The following is a 22,733-nucleotide window of genomic DNA, read 5'->3' as shown; positions in this document are numbered from 1 at the left end:
AGCCTCTATCATCAATTATCGGATAGCCCTGAACGCGCATTGCGCGCCGTGTTCAAGCGGCAAGACGCAGCCTGGCTGCAAAACATGGACAAACTGTAATCCGGCGCAGGGCGTGCGCGGCGCCACCGGCAGGTAGAATCGGCGACCCTTTTTGCCACGCCCGCGTCCTGATACCCATGAGCTTCCTGCAATTATTTATTCTTTCCATCGTCCAGGGCTTCGCCGAGCTGCTGCCCGTATCCAGTTCCGCCCACGTCATCATGGCGGAAAAACTGATGGGCCTGGACCCCACGTCTCCAGAACTGACCATGCTGCTGGTGATGTTGCATACCGGCACCATGTTCGCCGTCATCGTCTACTTCTGGACATCCTGGCGCGCCACGTATTTCAGTTCGGCCACCGCCTTGCGCAGCAATGTCCTGCTGCTCGCCGCTGCTACCGCAATGACGGGCATCGTCGGCTTCGGCTTGCTGGAGGGCATTACCCACATCATGCGCAAGGATACGCCCGGTTTTGAAATCGAGCATCTGTTCGGCAATGCGCAACTGATGGCCGCCGCGCTGGCCGCCGCCGGGATATTGATCATCGCGTCCTCGCGACTGAAGGCGCGTGAAGGCGGCACCTTGTCGCTGGTCAAGGCCATGGTGATTGGCGCCGTACAAGGCCTGTGCCTGCCCTTGCGCGGCTTTTCCCGTTCGGGCGCCACCATTTCGACCGGCATCGCCATGGGCGTGCCGCAGCGCAGTGCGGAAGAATTCAGCTTTGCCCTGGCCGTGGTGCTGACGCCAGCCGTGCTGCTCAAAGAGGGCTGGCGCTTTTACCAGGCCATGGCAAATGGCAGCCTGGACCATTTACAACACGGCAATAGCATGCTGCACCTGCTCGGCCCGAGCCTGCTGGGCATGCTGCTCTCGTTCCTGGCGGGCTTGCTGGCCCTGCGCTGGCTGTCGCACTGGCTGGAACAGGGGCGCTGGCATTTCTTTGGCGGATATTGCCTGCTGGCCTCGCTGGTGGTGCTGTACCTGGGGTAAAATCGCCGGGTTTGCAGTTTCCACTCCCATCCCAGCCAGGTTTTACAGAAAGCCAACGATGAATTTCGCAGCCACCGCCGCTCTCTCGCTTGCCATGTCCACCGACGCCTTCGCCGCCGCCGTGGGCAAGGGCGCCGCCCTGCACAAGCCGCAATGGCGCGAAGCGCTGCGCACGGGGCTCATCTTCGGCATCATCGAAGCCATCACGCCCATTATCGGCTGGGCCCTGGGCAGCGTGGCGGCGCCATACGTGGAAGCGTGGGACCACTGGATCGCCTTCGGCCTGCTGGGCAGCATCGGCCTATTAATGATACGCAATGCCCTCGCCGACGCCGACGAGGAAGAAGCACCGGTCCAGTCGCACTCATTCTGGGTGCTAGCCGTCACCGGCCTGGCCACCAGCATCGACGCCATGGTGGTGGGCGCGGGCTTAGCTTTGCTGGGCGCCAACATTGTCGTGACAGCCGCCGCCATCGGCTTTTCTACTTTCGTCATGGTTACTCTGGGTGTCATGCTGGGCCGGGTACTGGGCACGCTGGCGGGCCGGCGCGCCGAACTGCTGGGCGGCCTGGTGCTGATCATCATCGGCTGCGTAATTTTGTACGAGCATATCGGTCATCCAGCCTGAGGCCAGGGCGCGCACGCCACAGGCGCCGGCGTGGCGCGCGGCGCGCTTTGTGCTACAGTCGTCATCCTGTATTGCTGTCTCGCGAGGAGATCATCATGGAAACTCTGGAGCTGCTATTTGCCTCGCTGGTGCGCGAAACAGCCGTATCGATACGCGACCAGCATATTCCTTTTGCCATCAAGCACGACGAACGCGCCTATATCGCGTGGATGGATGAGCACCCGATCCATGGCTATGTCCAGGAAGCGTATCGGGAGATCGAGGAAACGGCCCAGCAAATACGCGCCATTCGCGCTCGATGATGGCGCTTGCCGCAAGCGGCGCTACGCAGCAGGTATGCACCAAGCCCGTGCTGATCGAAACGCCGTGCAGCGACAAGCGCGTGCATGCGGCCTTGACCGGGGCGTCGGCGCATCCCCGGCAACGCCTCTATCGCGGCACCATCACGGCGCTGCCGCCCGCGGCTTTACCGGCCGGTAGCAAGCGGGTGCCGCAGTCGTCTGATATGGTCGGCAATTAACGCGACGCAGGCACAGACGCGTATAATCGCGCTCCCCCCGCTAAGAGTGCGTCACCATGGAATTTGTGAATTTACCGCTGGCCTTCCTGATCGGCTGCGCCCTGATTGCCTTGCTGGCCAAGAGGAAGGGCTACTCATGGTATCTGTTTTTCTTTGCCATCGCCGTACCGGCTCCACTGTTACTGCTGGCCCTGCCGCATGTGCTGGGCGTGGAGACGGCTTCATTGAATGCCGTACGCCTGGCCACCGCCCTATTCTTGCCCGTGCTCGGCTTGCTGGTGGCCTTGCGACGCAAAAGCTGACGCGGCGTACGGCTTAAGCGGCCTGCATGCCGTCGGCCAGGCGCCAAGCGACAGACAGCGCCAGTTGCTGCGCCTCTTTTTCATTGCTGCAATCGTCGTAGTCGCAGGTGTCGGCATACGCGCCGCAGGCCTGGTTCAGGCTGACGTACGAGCCGACCCAGCGACCATCGCGGCGCTGGCTGGCCGTGGCGCTAATGATAAAGCCTTTGTGGATGGTGGGATTTTCAAACGACATGGTTCCTCCGATGCAAGAAGCGTCAGCCATCTGACTGAGCACCACTGTGCGCCAGATCGGCGCCCGCAGTCTGTACGCTGGACCACACCCACGCCAAACGCGCGCCCTCCCCGTGTGCATCCTCGCCGCTCGGGCATGACTGCCCGAGTCTGGACGCTGCGCAAGGCGTCAGCCAATAGTGGCAGGCTGGTTCAATTGCGCGCGTGCGCCGACGACTCTCGCGTCATATCATCACGCTCAGCGCGCGCTGAAACTCGGCGATGTTTTCATCGTGGCGCTTATAGTAAGTCCAGGGACCTATCCGTTGCGACGTCACCAACTTGGCGCGCTGCAGCGCCGCCAAGTACAGGGAAACCGTCGATTGCGACAAGTTGGCGCGGGCCTGGATAATGCTCACGCATACGCCGACCTCGTCGGCATCGACGGCCTGTTCGGGGAAGTTTTTGGCGGGCTCCTTGAGCCAGGAAAGGATCGCCAGCCTGCCCGGGTTATCCAGGGCCTTCAGGACTTCGCTGATATCTACACTCATAAATCACACCATATCGACTTTTCGACATATTACGATATTTTCGATCAAGATTACAGCGCAAATACGCCGCCCGTGATAACCGGCAATCGCGTCTTAAGCACCGTAGCGTGGGTAGTCGGTATACCCGACAGCCGTGCCGCCGTACATGGTGCTCGGATCAGCAGCATTAAGAGACCAGCCGTTGGCTATGCGTTGCGGCAAGTCCGGATTGGCGATGAATGGCCGGCCGAAGGCGATCAAGTCGCCCCAGCCTTGCTCGATGACCCGTTCGCCGCGCGTTGCCGTGTATTTTCCCGCGTAAATGATCTGTCCGCTAAATGTGGCGCGCACAGCGACGCGAAAGGTTTCCGGGAGTTCGGGCGCATTGTCCCAATCCGCTTCGGCCAAGGACAGATAGGCGATGCCGACTTCCTCGAGCACCTTGATCGCTTCAATGTAGGTGCCATGGGGATCGTCTTCGACCAGCCCCAAATAGACGCGCGCTTCGTCCGTGCTCTGGAACAAGGGTGCAAAACGCACGCCGACACGATCTTTTCCCACCTTGTCGGCCACCGCCTGCGTGACTTCGCGCAGGAAGCGCAGGCGCTTGCTCAAACTGCCGCCATACTCGTCGTCACGCTGGTTACTGTGGGCCGAAATAAATTGATTAATCAGATAGCCATTCGCAGCATGCAATTCGACGCCATCGAAACCGGCCGCCATGGCGTTTTCAGCGGCCTGCGCATACATGGCTACCAACTCGGTAATTTCCTCACGCTCCAAGGCGCGCGGCATCGACGGCTGCGCCAAGGCACCAACGCCGGGACTCGTCTCGATAAATACGCTGACCCCTGGCGCCAGGATGGCCGATGGCGCGACCGGTGCGGCGCCTCCAGGCTGCAGCGTGGTGTGCGACACCCGGCCCACATGCCATAACTGCGCGAAGATGATGCCCCCTTGCGCATGCACGCGCGCCGTCACCTTGCGCCAGCCCTCAACTTGCTCTGCCGAATGTATGCCAGGCGTCCATGCATATCCTTGGCCACGTGGTTCGATCTGGCTACCTTCGGTCACCATGAAGCCGGCGCTACTGCGCTGTCCATAGTAAGTAGCCATCAGATCATTGGCGATATTGCCGGGCTGCGTGCTGCGCGAGCGCGTCAGAGGCGGCAAAACGATACGGCTTTTCAAGGTGTACGGGCCGAGGCTGGTCGTTGTAAAAAGTGTCGAGTGTTCCAAAATTTCATCCTTTGTTTGAGTGCAGCAGCTGCCAGAGGAAGAGCAACAGGCTCTGCGGGGCAACGAGACAGACATTCTAATTCATATATCGCGATATCGCAATATCTTAATAAATAGATGTGACAGTCCGAGCCGATATCGCCTTGCCTGTCATCATCATAGACGCTTGCGCGGTGCTTACGCAAGGGAGGCTGCCCGGTGCTTACAGCCGAGATAGCGACTCAGTCACGTCGGCAGGCGCGCAAGGCGGCGCCACAGCGCTTCCATGGGCCCCTGACTGAAGTGGCGCAGCCAATAGCGGCTCAGCAGCACCTGCCCCAGCATGATCAGCACGGCCAGTCCCAGCATCTCGGCCGGACGCAATCGAGCACCCCAGCCCAGGCCCGGCCCCTGCAGCAAGCAGGTGCCGAGCAGCGATTGCAGCAGATAATTGCTCAAGGCCATGCGTCCCACGGGCGCCAGCCATGTGCCCAGCCAGCGCAGCATGAAGGGACCGGCCAGCATCAGCGCAGCCACATAGCCGGCCGCCAGCAGTGGGCCGCCGGCGAACAGACCCACCTCGAACAGGGCCGTGTCGAGCGCAGTTTGATAGGGATCCGCCACTTGCCAGGCGATGGCGATGGCCGCCAGCAGGTTGAACGGCAAACCCACACCGAGTCCCACGGCACGCACGCGGCGCCACAGGCGCTGGTGGCGCTGCGGCTGCGTCAGCCAACCGAAACGCACGCACAAAATGCCCAGCAAGAACAACACTATGATATGCGGCAACATGATGCTGGCGTATAGCAGCGAGACCAGATAGTCATTGGCACGCAGCAAGGCCACGTCCCACGCGCTGCCTTGCGTGTACATCGCGTAACGGTCGGCAAAACTGCGCAACTCGCGCGCCGTGTCCGCTGCGCCGCCCTGCTGGCCCACAGGAATCAATAGACAAATGAATAGCAGGAAGCCGGCTGCCACCAGCCAGGCGCAGTTGCGCACGCGGCTGAGTCTGGCGGACGCCAGCGGCAGTAGCAGCATGCCGGCAACGGCATACGAGCTCAACACGTCACCGCTCCAGACAAGAAAACCATGCAACAGGCCGCATGCCAGCAGCCAGCGCAAACGCCGTCGATACGCTGCTTGCGCCTGTTCCCGGCTGCCCAGCCGGCGCTGCAAGGAGCGTGTCTGCAAGGCAAAGCCGGCGCCAAACAAAAAAGCGAAGATGGGATAAAACTTCAATTGTGCCAGCGCCGCCACGGCGAAAATGAGGAGCTGGTCCAGTACCGGCGGCGGCGCGGGCAAGGTGCCGTAGCGCAAGGAAATCGTGCCCCAGGCAAAACCCCATATATTCACCAGCAAGATGCCAAACACGGCGATGCCGCGCAGCACATCGAGCTGCAGCAACCTGCCGGATTTGGCGTTCACGGCGCTCTTGGCGCTCATGGCATTTACGCGCGTGACAAGGTTGGGTAATCGCTGACCTGCAGGCTGAAACCGGCAGCATCCGATTGCAGCCGCGCCAGGCCGCCGAACGGCAAGGTAAGGCGGCGGCGGATATGGCCAAATTCCAGCCCCGTCAGTACGGGCACGGGCAAGCGCTGGCGCACATAGGCCAGCATGGCGTCGACATCGTAACCCTTATCCATGGGACTGAGTTTATAGCCGGAAAAATCCCCGAGCACCACCGCATGCTGGCGATGCAATACGCCCGCATGCAGCAATTGCAGCAGCATGCGCTCGACACGGTAGGGGTGTTCATTGACGTCTTCGAGGAACAATATGCCGCCATCGATGTCCGGGAAATACGGCGTGCCCAGCAAGTGAAGCAACATCGCCAGGTTGCCACCCCACAAGGTTCCGGTCACATCGAGCTGCGCATTGCCCGCTGCCGTGGCCGTCACCGTGTGCGTCGGACCGGCCAGGCAAGACCACAGTTGATCGAGCGTAAATTGCTCGGGGTCGTCGCGGGTGAAATCGTCGCAGAGCATCGGGCCGGCAAAACTGGCACGGCCCGTTTTCGCCATCAAGCCCATGTGGAAAGCGGTGAAATCGCTGTAGCCGACAAACAGCTTGCCGCTGTCGGCCATGCGCTCGAAATCGATGTCGGGCAAGATGCGGCTGATGCCATAACTGCCGCGCAAGGCGATCACCACTTGCACGTCCGGGTCGGCCGCAGCCGCGTTGAGCTGCGCCAAACGTCCGGCATCCGTGCCGCCGAAGCGCTGGAATGTCTGCTCAGGGTCGTAGTAATTGTGAACCGTGGCGCCTTGCGCCTGCAAGCGGGCAATGCCGCGCGCCACGGCCGCTTCGTCGGGCGCGCAACCGCCCGGTGCCACAATGGCGATGCCAATCTCAGGTGTCTTCAAAATATGCCTAGCAAGTCGAGTGGTGGGTGCGGCAAAGTAATCCCCGGCATGGGCTTGTAAATGGATGACAAACAGTTGCCGATACTATGCAAGGCGCCTGCCACGACGCAGTGCAAGCGCACGTACAAGTACAAGTACAAGTACAAGTACAGGCTGCACTGCAAACTGCGGGCAACATCGCACAGGCCGCTTGTGGAAGCCAGAAATTACACTAATTTCTTGCGGGTTACTTGAGATCGCTGGAAGCGTATCTGGGGCGCCATCTTACCTTGCAGATGCACATCGATCAAGGCGAGCAGACGCTCGATCAGCTGCGGCGGCATATCGTGCCCCATGCCTTCGATCACTTCCAGTTGCGCGCCTGGGATCAAGGCCGCAGTATCGATGCCGCAGGCGAGCGGTATCAGGGGATCGTGTGCGCCATGGATGACCAGTGCCGGGCAACGGATGCTCGCCAGCAAGCCCGTGCGTTCGCCCGAGGCGGCAATGGCCAGCATTTGCCGCGCCTCGCCTTCAGGGCAACTGCTGCGCTGCAGCGCCGCTTCGATACGCTGGTTCAGCAGTTTTTCCGCCACGGGATAGGCGGGGCTGCCGATGGCGCGCATGGTCGCTGCCATGTGCGCCAGCAATTCGACGCCGCTGGCATTGCGTTTCGGACGTTGCAATATAGCATTGCGCGCCGCCCGCGTCGGGCCGGGCAAGCCGCGCCGGCCACTGCTCGACATGATGGAGGTCAGACTGAGCACCTGCTGCGGCGCGCGGGCCGCCATCACTTGCGCAATCATGCCACCCATCGACACGCCGATCACATGCGCCTGATCTACGCTCAGGGCTGCCAGCAAGCCCAGCGCATCGTCGGCCATATCGTCGAGGGTGTAGGAAGTTTTCAGGGGCCAGCCCAGCAGGCTCTTCACGTAGGCCAGCGGCAGATACGGCTTGCCCGCCTGCGCCATTTTGCTCGACAAGCCGCTGTCGCGGTTGTCGAAGCGCACCACACGGTAGCCTTGTTCGACTAGGCCTTCGACAAAGTGCTCCGGCCAGGAGATCAGCTGCAGGCCCATACCCATGACCAGCAGCACGCACGGATCATCCGGCTTGCCGTCGCTTTCATACGCTATGTTGAGGCCGTTCGCCATGATGGTTGCCATGATAGCCTCTCTTCAGGAACCAGCACGCAGGCACCATCGCTGCGGCCTTGCGCTTAGCATACCACTAAGGTGCGTCAGACATGAGACCGGCACGCGGCGCGCAGTCCAACTGTTGCCGCGCCGATACGCCGGACGGCAACGCTGCCATCTCGCCGCTGCGGCTTACTTGGCTTTTGGCAAGGAATCGGCCAGCTCCACCCAAGCCTGTGGCTGCGGCTTGCCGCGCTCGCGCACGCCGAAGAAGGAAACCACTTGCGTGCCATCGCTATCGAAGAATTCGACGGAAGTAACGCCGCCGCGCTTGAGGACCCAGCCGCTACGCAGCGCCGTGTCGCGGATGTGCAGATTGAAGTCCGGGTCCAGCACGTTGAAGAAGCCGCCGCCGGCCATGGTTTTCTCGACCTTGCCGCTGTAGATCTGCGTCACGCCTTCATTGCCCAGGAAGACCATGATCGCGACCTTGTCCTTGGCTGCATTTTCCAGCAGGGTGCGCAGCGCTGCCGGCGTCACGCGCTCGGCTACGCCGGGCGGCGCCAGGCGCAGGGCCTGTTCGCGCGTCACATGGAATTCACGCATGATTTGCGCAAACTGGTGCACATCCGTCATCTCTGTCCAGGCTAGCTGGAATTCCTTGACGTCGATCTCGGCATCCGGCTTTTCTACTACCTTGGGCGCCACGGCCAGCACGTTCAGCTCGGTGCTTTGCTGTGGCTGGCGGAACGTTGCCACCAGCTTGTCGTAGACTGCCACGCCCGCTTCGCTGCGCACATAAATCTTGTGCACTGCAGTGCCGTTGGCGTCAAAGAATTGCAGGCTGCGCGTCGGCTTGCCATCGCGGCCCGCTTGCTCCACGGCAAATGCATATTTCCAGTTTTCAAAGTGGAAACGCAGGTCGATCTTGCCGCCCAGGTAGCCGCCTGCGATATTGCGCTGGCGCGCTTCGGTTTCTGGATCCTGCTTGACGTCGGCCTGTTCCGACTTGTCGCCCGCCTGCTTGAATTTGCTGGCAACGCCCGTCGTTTCGATGACGCCGTTTTCATTGCGCGTGATCGCTTGCACCGTACCCAAGTCCAGCGCGGCGCGCATGATTTCGCGCGGCTGATTGCCGTCCGCTTGCAGTCGCGTGACGCCCTTGCCGATATTGCTTGCCAGCAATTGCGCTTCGGACACCCCCAGCGCGCGCGCCGCATCGCGGATCTGCAGCTTCGGCTGCTCCAAGCGCAAGGTGGACCAGCGTTCCGCCAAAGTGGCTGGGGCCGCGTATGCGTTTGCAATCAGCAGGCTGCCTAGCAGGGATAGAACGAGTTTGGATAACTTCATAAAAAGACCATTCAATCAAACATGGAAAAATAGAGGGGCAAACACCCCTCCCCGGTAAAAATCAGAAATTCACGCTGACGCTGGCGGCGACATTGCGGCCAGGCTTGGCATAGCGTTCGATCTCGGCACGGTTGCTCGCCGTGGTGCCGGCGAGGAGGCTGCGGGCGGACGCATAATCCCAGTACTTGCGATCCGTCAAGTTGTACACGCCCACGACAATCTTGGCGTTCTTGTGCACATTCCAGTAAGTCGCCAAGTCGAAGATGGTGTACGAGGGCACGGTAAACAGCGCACTTGAGTCGCCGGTGAGCGGGTTTTCCGGCGCCTGCTTGGCGCCTGCATGCACCGCCGTCAGCGCCAGGCCGAACAACTGGGCCGCGTGGTCATAGCCGACGGTCAAGGCCGACTTGGCCGGTGCCACCGAGGCCAGGCCAGCGCTTTTTCCCGTCCGGGTATTGAAGGAGCGGCCCTTGGCCACGCCGGTAGCGAGGTCGACGTGGTAGCCCTGCAAGGACGGCGCCCAGGCACCCAATTCCGCGCGCAGGGTCAACTCGGCGCCCCAGGTGCGGGCATTGCCGATGTTGTCCGGGCGGAACAAACCGCGTGTAATGGTGGGATAATTCACCGGGTCATCCTTTTGCGTCACATACTCGATCATGTTCGTGTATTGCGTCTGGTAGAGCGAGGCATGCATGCTCAAGCCCTTGCTCACGTCGCCCTTCAAGCCCAGCTCATACGCCTCGCTGGTTTCCTTGCGCAAATTTGCATTGCCGAGCACGGCATAGCCCTGCCCCACACCCGTATAGCTGATGGAATCGTAAGTGCCCGTACGTTCGGCCGCCGTTGGCAGGCGCGTGCCGCGCGTGAAGGTGGCATACGCATCCATTTGCGGCAGCACTTCCACCGACAGGCTCAGGCTGGGCGTGAAGTAGGTGTCGCTTTCGGCACGCACCTCCTTGGCCGCACCGGGCACACCGATGGCGTAGTTTTGCAAATTTTTAGGCGCATCCTTGCGGTAATCGGCACGCAAGCCTGGCGTCAGCACGGCCTTCTTGCCAGCCAGGTTAACACTGAGGTCATCGCGCACGTACAGGGCCAGCTTGGTGCTATCCATATCGGCCATGCGGTTCTTGTTGGTAATCTGATGCTGGCCGGTGGCGATGATGAGACGGTCCTCACGCCACGGACGGCGCGTTTTCAGCTGTTCCAGTTGCACGCCATACAGCAGTGCATTGTCGGCATTGATGTGCTTGAACGCTTCCGAGCTTACGCCGATGCTGTCATTGCTGAAGCTCGTCTCGATAGAACGCTGCGCCGGCGTCATGTAGGTGTAGCGGCCTTGCGTCTTGTCATCGGTTTTCGCATTTTGCAGATACACTTTTGACGTCAGGCGCTCGAACAGCACGAAATCCTTCAGTGCCACCGCATGGCCCAGGCTCACGCGCGTGCGCTTGGTGGCGGACTCCTGCTGCACGCCGGTCGGATAAAACGTGGCGACCTTGCTGCGCAGATCGCGCTTGTTCTTGCGCTCGAACATGTCGACCGTCAAGTCCAGCTTTTGCTCACCCGGCAAGGCCCACACCAGCTTGGACAACAAGGCATTCGAATGCCAGTCATCGGGGTTGGGCGCCGTGCTGCCACGGCTGTCCGTCTGCTCGCCATCGCGGTGTACGAACACGGCCAGGCCTTGCAGTTTGGCGCCGATCTTGGCGGCCCCCGTCAGCGTGTGCGCATTGCTGCGATCTGCCGTGGCGCGGGCGTACTTATAGGCCACGTAATGGTCCTGTCCTTCACCCAGGTAATCGTCGGGCGACTTGGTGATGAAGGCCACGCCGCCGCCCAGCCCAGGGCTGGCGCCGCTGACGGCCGTCGTGCCCGAATCGATGCGCACTTCGCGGAAAGTTTCTGGGTCAAAATAATCACGGCCCGTGCCGAAGGCGTTGAGCGTATTGCCGTCCGGCTTGGGTGCGGCATCGGGCAGGGCAATGCCATCGAGTTCCAGGCTGACACGGTTGCCTTCCAGGCCACGGATGTTGTAGCCGGTGTTACCCGCGCCATCCCACACGGCGCCACTGCCCGAAGCGGCCACTGGTGCCGTAATCAAAGACAGGTAACGCACGATGCCAGCCATTTCCGTCACATTGCGGCGCTCCAGGTCTTCACTGCCGAGCACGCTCTTGGTGCCGGCGCGGCGCGCGTCATCCTGCTTGGCACTGACGACGATTTCCGGGAAGACAGGCAGCTTGGCCGGTTCCTGCGCGGCAGTGCCTGCATTGATGGCCGCATTGATGGCGCTATTTTGCGCAGCCACGGGCAGCAACGGTGCGGCAAACAGGCCCAGCAAGGCGGCGCGCAGCACCAGGTTGTGCCGGCGCACAGGCAGGCGGGAGGTCAATACGGCGGGGGCAGCGGAGCGCTGCAAAGACAGTGTCGTCATGATGATCCGGTGTAAGAGTAAAGGCTGGCTCTTGAACCTCGATCGATAACGATACGCAAGGGAAGTTTGCTGGCGAAAACAACACTGTAACACGAATCATTCTCATTTGAGAATAGCAAAGCGTTCCAGATAAATACTTTATCGCAATGTTTTCAAAAAAATCAGCCGGGAGGGCTGACATGGCTGACATAGGGATAGGGGCGCCCACAGAATTCGGAAAAATATTACGCTAATAATTTCCGCCAGTCCGAAGCGGGCGGAATTTTCCCTCTTCAATGTTGCGGCTCTGCGGCCAAACCTAGTCCCCGCTCAGGTTGATGTGTTCCCAGCCCAACGGCGCCAGGTATTGCAGCATGCCGTCGTCGGGCAGCTTGCCGGCTTCGGGCAATGCTTGCGTCGCCCGTTCAAGGTATACGGTATTCCACACGACGATGGTGGCCGTCACCAGGTTCAATCCACTGGCGCGGTGGCGCTGCTGCTCGAAGCATCGGTCCCGGATCTCGCCAAGCCGGTGGATGAAGACCGCCCTGGCCAATGCGTTGCGCGCCTCGCCCTTGTTCAAGCCCGCATGCACGCGTCGGCGCAGTTCAACGCTTTGTAGCCAGTCGAGGATGAGCAGCGTCCGTTCGATGCGCCCCAGCTCGCGCAACCCGATCGCCAGGCCGTTCTGGCGCGGATGGCTGCCGAGCTTGCGCAGCATGAGCGATGCCGTCACGGTGCCGTGCTTGATCGACGAGGCTAGACGCACGATATCGTCCCAAAGGGTGCGCATATGCTTGATGTTCAGGGTGCCACCGATCATGATCTTCAGCCTGGGATATTCCCCAACTGCTGCGGAAAAATACAGCTTGGTGTCGCCCAGATCCCGGATGCGCGGCGCGAAGCGGAATGCCAGCATGCGCATCAGCGCGAACACATGGTCCGTGAATCGGGCGGTGTCTGAGCAGGTTGAAATAGCGCGCGCCGGGCTCGACTCCGCCATCTTGGTCAAGCCGAGGTTCATCGAGTCAGCTAAGATCGCCGACAGCAGCAAGGTCTTGTTCTGAACCTGCGCACCGCTTTTGAGGCGCATGAAGTGGCGGGTGAAAACGCGTCGAATGCGAGCATGGCACGTTTCAAACGCGAGCCGCTACACCTACCACGCCAACAACGCCACGATGGATGAGCACATGGAACACAGGACCACCACCGCCGCAAGGTGCGGGCAGCGGAGCGGTCGTATTATGGGATTTGAGGCGGTGGGCGGTGGGCGGTGGCATCAATGATGTCTCTGCCACCCTGGATTTTCTGACGCGCCCGCAACAATCACACTAGTCACGTCTGGAAAACGGAAACGATGCGATAAGCAGAGGCAAGTCGCACGCTAGTACGGCAGAGTTCGTGTCCGCTTGTCAGACGTGACCCTCTGCCTGCGTCGCGACGTGCCTTTCTCGCGCCCATCACCCGTCGATGCCGCCGCCGTCATCATCCGTCTCCTCCCCCCCTTCACGCCACTCGAGGATGTCACCGGGCTGGCATCCCAGGCGTTCGCAGATCTTATCGAGCGTGGAAAAGCGGATGCCGCGTACCTTGCCTGATTTGAGCAGGGACAGGTTTTGTTCGGTGATGCCGATGTAACTTGACAACTCCTTGGATTTGAGTTTGCGCTTCGCCAGCATCACGTCGAGGTTGATGATGATTGCCATCAGATGAAACCCTCATTTTCCTCACTGAGGCGACGGCCCTCATGCATGACGCCGGCAATCAGATAAAACAGGCTGCACACCAGAATCAACAGCAGTTCGTTTGAGGTGACTTCGAGCGCCAGCGGATAGTGGCTGGTGCTACCGGCAAGGTGCAAGGCAACGCCGCGCAAGGGTTTTTCCAGATTGAACAACACAACCGACACGAGCATGGCACCGGCGGACGCACGCAGGTGGCCGATCGTGTCCACCGCGAATATTTTACCCTTCTGGAAATTGGCCAGGGCCCGCCCCAGGCGGAAAATGCCGTAGCTCAAACCCAACAGCCCGGGCAGCCCCACCGCCATGCCGACCATGCGCTGCAGTAAAGACAAGGCGTGCACCGATTCTGGCGCCATGCCGTCGGGCCCGAGCTCGACGTGCATGGGGCCGATGCTCAGGGGCGACGCGATGATCCACGACAGCAGAAACAGGCCGAGCTGCGCAAACAGGAAAGTCAGCAGCAGCCCACGGATAATCTGGCACATGCGGGTGAGCTGCAACGGGCCAGGATTGGTAAAGCCGCTAGTATTCATATACTCATTGAATAAAGTTAAAAAATTATTTTTACAATACTTCTTATCGTAAAAAATATTTCCTATTATAAGGTCATTATGACTTGGAGTTATCCGGGCGTGCAAGCAAATCGGGACTGCGGGCTGGCACCGGAGAAGCCCGTTAAATTATCGTAAAAGAACAAATAAATATTGTTTGACAGTAATAAATTTCATGGTTAGAGTGTGCTCAGCAGTTGAGAGCAGATGCGGTACCGAAGTTCATCAGCATTACGCTGAAAGACAGGCGCCGCTGGTGCATTCAAGGGCAGCGCGAAGCCCTGCGCGTTGACGTGGTTGAAGCAGCCCGGTTCGAAGAAGCGGGTGTCCGGTCACCGTCGATGTGGCGTTCCAATCCAACCTACTACGGAGTCTCAAATGAAAGCATCGAATGTCATGACCGAAGAATTCTCGATCGAAGCACTGGAAGCCCGCTTTGAAATGGAAGCTGTACCAGAAGTGCCAGGCACCGACTGGAAATGCACCTGCACTTTCGAGTCCTGATTCTAGGAAGTGCCGGCTAGCGGGGCACCAGCGCCCCGCTCCTGATCGGCACCCGGCTGCGCCCTCCGGCGTAGCTGGCGTGTCCAACCGTCTTGATCGTCGCCAGGACCCACCTCATGCCTCTTCCCAGCACGCTGCCGGTTCCGCGGCTCAAACCCGGCATCGGCATCACTCTGTACCAGGACAGTGCCGTTTCCCCTTCTCCCCGGTTTTTGCTGGCCTTGGAAGACAGTTATTTTCTCGTTTCTGGCAAGACCCGCGCTTTGGTGGTGGCCCTGCTGTATCAGCCCGCCGACAGCGCACAGCTCGCAAACTACTTCGAGGCCGAAAGCGGCCACCGCGTGCCCGCCGAGCAATTGATAGAACTGGCGCAAAGCTTGCCCCCCGCGTTGTTCGCCGGCGCGCCCGCAGCCACGCGCGAGCTGCCTTTTCTTTTCAGCCTCACTTTGCTGCCGGCCCGCGCGGCCACCCGCGTCACCGGTTTCCTGACCTGGTTGTTCGCGCCGCGCCTGGCAATCGCCCTCATGCTGGCGTTTGCCGTCTTGCATATCGCGGTCTTGCCGGCAGCAATGCGCACCGCACACGGCGCCTGGACAGCCGGCCAATCGGCCGAAATGCTGGCGCTGTTCATGTTGAGCGGCCTGATTCACGAGCTCGGCCATACCAGCGCCTGCCGCTACTTCAAGTGTCGGCACGGGGCGATCGGTGTTGGCTTGTACTTCATTTTTCCCGCCTGGTATGCCGATGTCACCGCCGCCTGGATGTTGCCGGCGAAACAGCGGGCAGTGGTCGACTTGGGCGGTGTGTATTTTCAGTCGATCTTTCTTATTGCCGTTGATGCCTTCGCCCTGCTCACCGGCGATCCCATGGCGCTCAAGCTGGTCTGGCTGATCACGTTCACCATGTTGTTCACGCTCAATCCGGTGTTCAAATTCGACGGCTATTGGCTGCTGTCCGATCTGAGCGGCTTGCACAATCTGCACAAGCAGGTGCGCCAGTCGACAGCGTCGATGATCGCCATGTTGATGAGGAAACGCGCGCTGGCCGGGCCCAGTGTGCGCTCTAGCGTGCTGTACGCGTATTCCGTGTTGAGCATCGGCTACTTCGTCTACTTCGGCCTGTTCCTGGCGCGTGAAGTGGGCTTGCTGGCCACCACCTTGCTGCCGAAACTGTCGGCCGCTGCGCAAGCGCTGCGACCCGTTTCCATCGATCACGTATGGCAGCTAGTCGTGGCGGCCGGGGCGTTTTGCGCACTTTTGTTTTGGCCAATCATGATTTTGCTCGGCAGCTTTTTCTTCCTTGACAAGCTTCGCCGTGCACTGTCTGAGATCGTTGCCAGTGTGCAGACGGCCCGCGCCACTGTCGCATGTGCAACGCCTTCCCTGGAGAAAATCTGATGCGTTTCCCACGCCGTTTGATGCTGCGTTTCCTTCCCGCCGGCGCGCGCCGTGTCCATCAGCGGCGCGACGCCCAGCTGCTCGATCAGGCAAGCCGGGGGACTGCCTATTTCTTCGGACCCGATCAGGACACCGGCGCACTGGCGCAGGCCGCGCTGGTTCAGCGGCAGTCTCTGCGCAGCATCAGCGTCAAGTCCAGCGCACAGCTGCCGCACGGCACCGTCCGGCAAACGCTCGCTACCGCGCTCGAGCATGGTTCCTGCCTGCTCGCTTTGCCGTTCAACACGGCGGCGATCCAGCTGATGCGGGACCTGGCCAACGACGCGCGCATGCCACTGATACTGGTCGAAAGCGCGGCGCTGCGCACGGTGCTCGAGGAAATACCGCTGGCGGACCGCTCCCTGCCGCGCTGCTCTACCCAAGATGTGATCGGCCACGTGAAGGCCGCCGCCAATAGCGACGCGCCGCTGCTCTACGTCAGCTTTCCCGAGCTGCACGCACTGGGGACGGGCACGACGGCGCCAGTGACTTTCCTCGACAAGCCTTGCCGTTTCTCGCTGCTGGAGCCTTTGTTGTGCCGACACTCGATCAATACCTTGCTGACCATCGGCCACGCCGCTGCCGGGCCCGATGCTGGTTTGCACCTAGTTGCATGGGACGCTGCGGCGTGCCGCGTGGCCGATCCCGCCGGCGCAATGCGCAGCACCCTGGAATGGTTGTGCGCGCAGCTGGCGGCGGTGGCGGCCGCTATGCCCGCCCATACCCTGTCCTGGCCGCAGTTGTACCGGGCCAGCTTGCATTGTCGTCGAATCGAGCGCAACGATCAACTCAAGCAACTGGAAGCGTACTTTCTTATGTGGAAGCAGGCGCGCGGCGGCCTGCTCGACCATACCCACCAATTTGCCATGGCGCGGATTGCCGCCATGCGCGATGCCGCTTAAGTGAACAGGAGTCGCCACCATGCGATCAATTTCAGAATTGCTGCTGCTGGGCCGCATCGCCATGGCCCGCCTCGCTCTGGCCTTGCCCACCGCCGCCAGCAGGAACGCGAAAGAACAGTTCGCCACCTCGGTCGGCGTCGCTTTTCCCCATCTGAGCGAGCAGGCCAAGGCGGCGCTGTACGTGCGCTATCAGTTGTCGATGCGTAAATTCATGCTGATGAAGGAACACATGTCGGGACTGTCGGCCGGGCAGTTGAGCGACTTCATCGAGCGCAATGTCCAGGTCGATGGAAAAGTCCAGCTCGACGCGGTGAAACAAAGCGCTGCTCCGGTCATTTTTGTAACACCGCACTACGGTAATTTCCCGGCCGGCTGCCTGAAACTGATCAAGGAAATCGGCCACGCGAAAACCGTCAACGCATTCTACAATCCGCCTTCGAAAAACCGCACCTCCGAAGGCTTCGAAACCTTATTGAAGGGCCTCGGCTATGGCTTCAATGCCCTGTTCAACGATCAAACCGCGGTGATAAAAGCGCTGCGCGTGCTGAAACGGGGCGAAGCGTTGACGATGATGCCGGACGTGTTCGATATCAGCGGCCACGCCCTATACGTGCCATTTTTCGGCCGGCTCGTCCCAGCGATGGCGGGCACGGCGCTGTTTGCATTGAAAAGCCGCGCTACCGTGATCGTCGGCTACAACTGCCCCGGCGATGGGCTCGCTTCGACCTTGAAGCTGGGCCGACCCCTGGTGTTCGAGCGCAGCGGTGACCTGGAAGCCGATATCGCCGGCCTGACTGCGGCGATCTTTCGCGAGCTCGAAGCCCAGATCCGCCATTCGCCCGAGCACTGGTTTTATTTGCAGGGGATCGGCGACCTGCTGGCCGACCGCCTGGTGTCGAGCGCCGGCGACGGCAGAGAGTGGCTGGAAACGCTCGCCGCGTCGACCTGCCACTTTAGCGCCTTGCTGCCCGACTGGCCGGCAATCCTGCGGGAAATAAAGACGATGCAATCCGCCGGGCCTTGCCCCGACACCATGCACGCCATACCAAGAGAGGCATGACCATGAAATTCCTACCTGCACTGACGCTGTATTGCGCCGCATTGTATTGCGCTCCCGCGCTGTGCGCCGACCGCGAATGGACCAGTTACAGCAACTTGATGAAAATCACCAGCCTCGACAAGTTCTACGCCGCCCCGGCAGCGCAGCGTGACAAATTGCGCATGCTTGGCACGATGAAGCCGAACAATCCGGCAATCGCGCCGGCCAACGTGGTGTTCACTGTCGTTCACGGCGACGAGAGCAAGCGCATCGTGGTGGGCGCCGACGGCACCTTCGATCCGGTGATCCATGCACTGTGGGCACGCGACAATCCCAAGGTCTTGACCAGCATGCCTGCCGGCGAAAAAGCCGGGTTCTCGTTTTCCGTTACCCCGGTCCTGCCGGCCGGCCTGCAATTCGACTATGCCGCCCTGATGGACAGCGTGCGCCAGGTCAACACCCTGATCAAGTCGCAGGCCGGGATGATGCGTTTTCTGATGCCCACCTTTGTCGGCGTTCAAATGCGCTTTCCCGCCGGCCAGCGCACCAGCGCGACCATCCGCTCCGGCGAGCAAGAGCGGGTTGTCAACGCCGACGGCAACGGCGTGCTGCAGTTGCCGTTCGATGAAGCAACGATGGCGGCCAATCCCCGCGTGACGCTGCAGCAGCGGCCGCAGTCCGTCGACTTCATCGAGGACTAAAGCCATGCGCGACGGAGCGGCATGGCCCTCGCTGCGTGCCAGCCAAGCAGGCTGGGCATGCGTTCGCATCGTGATCGCCTTGCTGTGCGTGTTAGCGCCAATGGCGGCGCTGGCGCCGTTGAAAAAACATTACTACATGACCGTCGGCGCCGCCATGCGCTGGCCCTTCGCCTGCATCAGCGTGCTGTGCATCCTCGGCGCTTACGCCGGCTATGTACGGTGGATCGAACGGCGTCGCGTCGGCGAGCTTGGCGGCAACGGCGCCGCCGTCGAATTGTCGGCGGGCCTGGGCATCGGTGCGCTGCTTTTCACCCTGTGCATGACGACTCTGGCCGGCGCAGGCGCCTACCAGATCAGTGGCCGCAACGAAGTAGCGGCCATGCTCGCCACCATCCCGGGCTTCGTGACCGGCGCCGTCTTCGAAGAACTGGTGTTCCGCGCGATCCTGTTTCGCATTCTCGAAGAAGCGCTGGGAAGCTGGATAGCCTTGTTCGTCTCGGCCCTCGTGTTCGGCGTGATGCACTTCGCCAATCCCGGCTCGGGTCTGCTCGGCGCCCTGGTCATCGCGGTCGAAGCCGGTGTCATGCTGGGCGCCGCCTACATGGCCACCCGCCGGCTATGGCTGTGCATTGGCATCCACTTCGCCTGGAATTTTTCCCAAGGCGGCATTTTTTCCGTGGCTGTCTCCGGCGACGCCCAGCAGGGCCTGTTTCAATCCCGCCTGACCGGCGCCGAATGGCTCACCGGCGGCCAGTTCGGCGCCGAGCTCTCGGTGGTCGCTGCCACCCTATGCACGCTGGCGGGGATTCTCATGCTGATGCACTGCGTGCGCACGTCGCGGATCGTACAGCCGTCGTGGCGGCGGGCGGCTGTTTGAAACAGAAATAGCGCGGTGCCTTGTGTCAGGCGGTTTTGCGCGAGGCAGTATTGTTGACGACAACCACGCAGCGGAAGGGCGCCCGACTTTCGAGCGTCCTTGGCAGGACGAACGCACATCGCACGGTTGAGCTCGCGTCGCTTGTCCTCCTTGTCAGGCTTGACCTCTGCCGCTTGACAACGCAGCAGAGCGCTGCAAAGACAGTGTCGTCATGATGATCCGGTGTAAGAGTAAAGGCTGGCTCTTGAACCTCGATCGATAACGATACGCAAGGGAAGTTTGCTGGCGAAAACAACACTGTAACGCGAATCATTCTTATTTGAGAATAGCAAAGCGCTCCAGATAAGTGCTTTTTCGCAAAGTTTCTAAAAAACCAACCGGGATGGCTGGCATGGAAGGCAGGGCAAGCACTTGGCCACCCTGCCCTCACCTGGCTGGCATTAATCCGGCGGGTTGGCCAGCTTGCGCGCTTCGGCCTGGGCGCGGCGGCGCTCGGCGAAGAAACGCCTAAGGAAAGCGCCGCACTCGTCGGCCAGCACGCCGCCAACGATCGCCGTCTGGTGGTTCAGCGCCGGCTGCGCGAACAGGTTCAGCACGGAACCACAAGCACCGGTCTTCGGGTCGCCCGCGCCGTACACCACGCGCGCCAAACGTGCATGCAACATGGCGCCCGAGCACATCACGCACGGCTCCAGGGTCACATACAGTTCGCAGCCTGGCAAGCGGTAGTTGCCCAGCTTTTCGGCGGCCGCGCGCAGCGCCATCACTTCCGCATGCGCCGTCGGATCATGGCGGCCGATCGGTTGGTTGTAACCGACGGCGATCACTTCCCCATCCTTGACGACAACGGCGCCGACGGGCACTTCGCCCAGGTCCCACGCGTGCTGGGCCTGCTCCAGGGCCAGTTGCATATAGCGCGCGTCGCGCACGCTATCGTGCATTTCAGTCATCGCTCACTTCTGCCCAGCAATTCGGGGTTTCATGCAACACCAGTTTATGCAGGTGCAAGCCGGTGCCGAAATGGTCGGTAAACGCCGCTTTCAGGATCTCGAAGGCGATGCGCGCCAGATTTTCCACGGTCGGGATGCGGTCAATGACGACCGTTTTATGGTCGGGCAGGCTGGCCAGGAAATCGCGTACGGCGGTATCTTTTTCATACACCAGGAAAGCGTGGTCCCACACGTCGACCAGATGTTGCTTGGCCAACGTTTTCACGTCGGAAAAGTCCATGATCATGCCATTGTCGGAATTGCCTTCCGCTTCGATGACCTTGCCGACCAAGGTGATTTCCACCGTATAGCGGTGGCCGTGCAGGTTGCGGCACTGGCTTTTGTGGTCGGGAATGCGGTGGCCCGCATCGAATTCGAGCTTGCGTGTGATAGTCAGCATATTGTTATATTAATAATAATTAAGGAATTTGCAGGAGTTTATGCGTCTGCAGGCTCAGTTTCCATTGGGGATTGCTTTTGCAGGTCTCGATGGCCAGTTGCAAGTTGTGCGCTGCCAGCGGGCCATCCATCGCCTGCACGAAAAAATTCTCGAAATCGAGTCCTGCATAGGCAGCCAGATCTTGCTGGAACTGGGGGATGACGACCTTGATTTCGTTGCCTTTGTGCACGACCAGGGTGGAACCCATCTTGGGGCTGACACAGATCCAGTCCACGCCGGCCGGCACCGGCAAGGTGCCATTGGTTTCGATGGCGATGGTAAAACCGACCGCATGCATGGCGTCGATCAGGGCCGTGTCCAGTTGTAATAGCGGCTCGCCGCCCGTAAACACCACGTATTTGCTGGGCGCGTAGCTGGCCGGCCACAGGCTGTCGATCAGCGCGGCCAATTCCTGGGGCGTCTTGAACTTGCCGCCCAGTTCGCCGTCCGTGCCGACGAAGTCCGTGTCACAGAACTGGCACACGGCCGTGGCGCGCTCGCTTTCGCGCCCGCTCCACAGGTTGCAGCCGGAAAAGCGGCAAAACACGGCCGGACGGCCCGCGTGCGCACCTTCGCCCTGCAGGGTGTAAAAAATCTCTTTGATGCTATAAGTCACTGTATTTCCTAAGAGCTGGCTGGCGTCCTCGCGCAGGGCGTACGCAGCGGTTGCGGCGCGCAGCACCGTCACCGCAAAAGCCGATTGACAACCCTCTATTATATCGCGCCGCGACAGATTTCGTGCAAAAGCCGTCCCGCCCAGGCACGGCGACACCAACGGGCAAGCTTGCTGCGGTGACCGGCATAACTGCATAGCTTTTGCGCTTAGACAATGTAAATAGCCTAAAGCTAATATATTTTTCGTAAGACCATTGCTTAACGGAAAACATTGGGGGAGCGAGAACATGCTGCAACGCTGGCTAAGCCTGCTGTACCGCCTGAGCATTCTGGCCTGCCTGGCAGCTGGCGCGCTCGCCGCCCCGCATATCGAGCCGCTGCTGCCGGCTGACACACAAGCGACGCTGATGGCCGCTTGTGCCGTCCTGCTGGGCGCGCTGGCGCTGCTGCTGCTGCTGCGGCGCCAGCGCCGCCAGACGCTGCGCCTGCAGGCGCTGGAACAGCTGCGCGTAGACGCCGAACAAGCGCACCTGGCCAGCGAGCAGCGCAAGGCGCGCGAGCAGGAACGCCTGCGCATCGGGCGCGACATCCATGACGACCTGGGCCAGCATCTGCTGACCCTGAAGATCGACCTATCCATGCTGCAAGCGGGCACGCATGGCGCGACACCCGCTCTGGAGCGACAATTGGCCATGATGGCGCGCAATGTCGAGCTCAGCATCGAGGCGCTGCGCCGCATCATCCACGATCTTCGTCCGCCCGCCCTCGATGCCGGTCTGCAAGCGGCGTGCAAGGCCTTGCTGGCGGACTTCCAACGCAGTACGGGCATCGACTGCAGCTGCAATTATCAGCTCGACACCGCCGCCGGCAGCGCACACGGCCGCCTGCTGTACCACGCGCTGCAGGAAGCGCTGGCCAATATTGCCCGCCATGCGCACGCCACGCATGTCCAGCTATGCCTGCAGCAAGTGGGCAGCACCGTGGCGTGCAGCATCAGCGACGACGGCGTCGGGCTGCCGGGCTCACCGCCGCGCCTGGGCTGCGGCCTGTCCGGCATGCATGAACGCGTGGCCGCCGCCGGCGGCAGGCTGCACATCGATAGCCACAGCGGTGCCGGCACCACCTTGCACCTGTCGCTACCGCTGCCAGACTGCCACGAAGAAGCGATGCACCATCACTGAAGATCTTGCTCAACATCAACACCATCGGCCCGCCACGCCGCATCATGGCCTACGCCCCC

At 61.0% G+C, this 22,733-nt stretch carries 25 protein-coding genes and 1 pseudogene; 12 read left to right on the top strand and 14 right to left on the bottom strand.

All coding sequences use genetic code 11. The features are described from left to right. The first annotated feature begins 176 nt into the window (after window positions 1-176). The 5 genes from ACQ4V8_RS13215 to ACQ4V8_RS13195 all read left to right on the top strand — a co-directional run bounded on the left by ACQ4V8_RS13215 (window position 177) and on the right by ACQ4V8_RS13195 (window position 2,481). Entirely contained in the window at window positions 177-1,031 is an 855-nt protein-coding gene (locus ACQ4V8_RS13215; RefSeq protein WP_436571625.1) for an undecaprenyl-diphosphate phosphatase, read from the top strand. A gap of 58 nt (window positions 1,032-1,089) precedes the next feature. After that, the gene (mntP, locus tag ACQ4V8_RS13210) at window positions 1,090-1,659 is read left to right on the top strand and encodes a manganese efflux pump MntP (RefSeq protein WP_010397905.1); all 570 of its coding nucleotides are present in this window, start codon (window positions 1,090-1,092) and stop codon (window positions 1,657-1,659) included. A gap of 95 nt (window positions 1,660-1,754) precedes the next feature. Continuing rightward, a complete protein-coding gene (locus ACQ4V8_RS13205; RefSeq protein ID WP_070347239.1) occupies window positions 1,755-1,961 on the top strand; it encodes a hypothetical protein in 207 nt (68 codons plus the stop codon). Further along, window positions 1,958-2,179, top strand: coding sequence for a hypothetical protein (locus ACQ4V8_RS13200; protein ID WP_070347238.1), 222 nt, complete (start codon window positions 1,958-1,960; stop codon window positions 2,177-2,179). The genes ACQ4V8_RS13205 and ACQ4V8_RS13200 overlap by 4 nt, the downstream gene beginning before the upstream one ends. Window positions 2,180-2,235: 56 nt before the next feature. Next, window positions 2,236-2,481 (top strand): hypothetical protein, encoded by a 246-nt coding sequence (locus tag ACQ4V8_RS13195; RefSeq protein ID WP_070347237.1) that lies wholly within the window; start codon window positions 2,236-2,238, stop codon window positions 2,479-2,481. Window positions 2,482-2,494: 13 nt separating this feature from the next. Here the strand turns inward: ACQ4V8_RS13195 and ACQ4V8_RS13190 are convergent, their stop codons facing one another. The 11 genes and pseudogenes from ACQ4V8_RS13190 to ACQ4V8_RS13140 all read right to left on the bottom strand — a co-directional run bounded on the left by ACQ4V8_RS13190 (window position 2,495) and on the right by ACQ4V8_RS13140 (window position 13,973). Continuing rightward, complete coding sequence (locus tag ACQ4V8_RS13190) at window positions 2,495-2,716, bottom strand: hypothetical protein (RefSeq protein WP_010397898.1); 222 nt, start codon at window positions 2,714-2,716, stop codon at window positions 2,495-2,497. A 223-nt stretch (window positions 2,717-2,939) separates the two neighbouring features. Then, window positions 2,940-3,245, bottom strand: a complete 306-nt coding sequence (locus ACQ4V8_RS13185) for an ArsR/SmtB family transcription factor (protein WP_010397896.1) — start codon at window positions 3,243-3,245, stop codon at window positions 2,940-2,942. A gap of 93 nt (window positions 3,246-3,338) precedes the next feature. Next, complete coding sequence (locus tag ACQ4V8_RS13180; RefSeq protein WP_010397893.1) at window positions 3,339-4,463, bottom strand: alkene reductase; 1,125 nt, start codon at window positions 4,461-4,463, stop codon at window positions 3,339-3,341. 225 nt (window positions 4,464-4,688) lie between these two features. Then, entirely contained in the window at window positions 4,689-5,888 is a 1,200-nt protein-coding gene (locus ACQ4V8_RS13175) for a DUF418 domain-containing protein (protein WP_436571624.1), read from the bottom strand. Between the two features lie 5 nt (window positions 5,889-5,893). After that, window positions 5,894-6,811, bottom strand: a complete 918-nt coding sequence (gene ldcA / locus ACQ4V8_RS13170) for a muramoyltetrapeptide carboxypeptidase (protein WP_070347236.1) — start codon at window positions 6,809-6,811, stop codon at window positions 5,894-5,896. A gap of 206 nt (window positions 6,812-7,017) precedes the next feature. Next, a complete protein-coding gene (locus tag ACQ4V8_RS13165) occupies window positions 7,018-7,959 on the bottom strand; it encodes an alpha/beta fold hydrolase (RefSeq protein WP_010397888.1) in 942 nt (313 codons plus the stop codon). A gap of 162 nt (window positions 7,960-8,121) precedes the next feature. Then, a complete protein-coding gene (locus ACQ4V8_RS13160) occupies window positions 8,122-9,279 on the bottom strand; it encodes a hemin-degrading factor (protein ID WP_436571623.1) in 1,158 nt (385 codons plus the stop codon). 61 nt (window positions 9,280-9,340) lie between these two features. Further along, window positions 9,341-11,716 carry a TonB-dependent receptor domain-containing protein gene (locus ACQ4V8_RS13155; protein ID WP_436571622.1) on the bottom strand — a complete coding sequence of 792 codons (2,376 nt, stop codon included), beginning with the start codon at window positions 11,714-11,716 and terminating at the stop codon, window positions 9,341-9,343. 229 nt (window positions 11,717-11,945) lie between these two features. Beyond that, window positions 11,946-12,803, bottom strand: a pseudogene (locus tag ACQ4V8_RS13150) (Tn3 family transposase); the annotation flags it as partial. Between the two features lie 352 nt (window positions 12,804-13,155). Next, window positions 13,156-13,401, bottom strand: coding sequence for a helix-turn-helix domain-containing protein (locus ACQ4V8_RS13145; protein WP_436571621.1), 246 nt, complete (start codon window positions 13,399-13,401; stop codon window positions 13,156-13,158). Next, a complete protein-coding gene (locus ACQ4V8_RS13140; protein WP_010397874.1) occupies window positions 13,401-13,973 on the bottom strand; it encodes a hypothetical protein in 573 nt (190 codons plus the stop codon). Before ACQ4V8_RS13140 ends, ACQ4V8_RS13145 begins: the two co-directional genes overlap by 1 nt. A gap of 396 nt (window positions 13,974-14,369) precedes the next feature. Between ACQ4V8_RS13140 and ACQ4V8_RS13135 the strand changes: the two genes are divergently transcribed. From ACQ4V8_RS13135 to ACQ4V8_RS13110, 6 genes are all read left to right on the top strand, one after another. Beyond that, window positions 14,370-14,495 (top strand): hypothetical protein, encoded by a 126-nt coding sequence (locus tag ACQ4V8_RS13135; RefSeq protein ID WP_280720904.1) that lies wholly within the window; start codon window positions 14,370-14,372, stop codon window positions 14,493-14,495. A gap of 116 nt (window positions 14,496-14,611) precedes the next feature. Next, window positions 14,612-15,892 (top strand): hypothetical protein, encoded by a 1,281-nt coding sequence (locus tag ACQ4V8_RS13130; protein ID WP_436571620.1) that lies wholly within the window; start codon window positions 14,612-14,614, stop codon window positions 15,890-15,892. Then, window positions 15,892-16,833: a hypothetical protein gene (locus ACQ4V8_RS13125; RefSeq protein WP_436571619.1), complete on the top strand. Its 942-nt coding sequence runs from the start codon at window positions 15,892-15,894 to the stop codon at window positions 16,831-16,833. Before ACQ4V8_RS13130 ends, ACQ4V8_RS13125 begins: the two co-directional genes overlap by 1 nt. A 19-nt stretch (window positions 16,834-16,852) precedes the next feature. Next, window positions 16,853-17,893: a lysophospholipid acyltransferase family protein gene (locus ACQ4V8_RS13120; protein WP_436571618.1), complete on the top strand. Its 1,041-nt coding sequence runs from the start codon at window positions 16,853-16,855 to the stop codon at window positions 17,891-17,893. Between the two features lie 2 nt (window positions 17,894-17,895). Next, window positions 17,896-18,573 (top strand): DUF2987 domain-containing protein, encoded by a 678-nt coding sequence (locus tag ACQ4V8_RS13115; RefSeq protein WP_157998731.1) that lies wholly within the window; start codon window positions 17,896-17,898, stop codon window positions 18,571-18,573. A 4-nt stretch (window positions 18,574-18,577) separates the two neighbouring features. After that, the gene (locus ACQ4V8_RS13110) at window positions 18,578-19,450 is read left to right on the top strand and encodes a CPBP family intramembrane glutamic endopeptidase (RefSeq protein ID WP_436571617.1); all 873 of its coding nucleotides are present in this window, start codon (window positions 18,578-18,580) and stop codon (window positions 19,448-19,450) included. Between the two features lie 440 nt (window positions 19,451-19,890). Here ACQ4V8_RS13110 and tadA read toward each other — a convergent pair whose 3' ends face one another. The 3 genes from tadA to queE are packed head-to-tail and all read right to left on the bottom strand — an operon-like array spanning window position 19,891 to window position 21,494. Then, the gene (gene tadA, locus ACQ4V8_RS13105; RefSeq protein WP_010397862.1) at window positions 19,891-20,400 is read right to left on the bottom strand and encodes a tRNA adenosine(34) deaminase TadA; all 510 of its coding nucleotides are present in this window, start codon (window positions 20,398-20,400) and stop codon (window positions 19,891-19,893) included. After that, entirely contained in the window at window positions 20,393-20,839 is a 447-nt protein-coding gene (gene queD, locus ACQ4V8_RS13100) for a 6-carboxytetrahydropterin synthase QueD (RefSeq protein WP_010397859.1), read from the bottom strand. The genes tadA and queD overlap by 8 nt, the downstream gene beginning before the upstream one ends. 19 nt (window positions 20,840-20,858) lie before the next feature. Next, entirely contained in the window at window positions 20,859-21,494 is a 636-nt protein-coding gene (queE, locus tag ACQ4V8_RS13095) for a 7-carboxy-7-deazaguanine synthase (protein WP_010397857.1), read from the bottom strand. Between the two features lie 286 nt (window positions 21,495-21,780). Between queE and ACQ4V8_RS13090 the strand changes: the two genes are divergently transcribed. Next, window positions 21,781-22,674 (top strand): sensor histidine kinase, encoded by an 894-nt coding sequence (locus tag ACQ4V8_RS13090; RefSeq protein WP_436571616.1) that lies wholly within the window; start codon window positions 21,781-21,783, stop codon window positions 22,672-22,674. Window positions 22,675-22,733: the final 59 nt, after the last annotated feature.

It is taken from the genome of Janthinobacterium paucivorans, from assembly GCF_051380805.1.
In the GTDB taxonomy this organism is placed as follows: domain Bacteria; phylum Pseudomonadota; class Gammaproteobacteria; order Burkholderiales; family Burkholderiaceae_D; genus Janthinobacterium; species Janthinobacterium lividum_D.
Note: the sequence above shows the minus strand (reverse complement) of the source record. Positions and strands in the feature narration are given on the sequence as shown.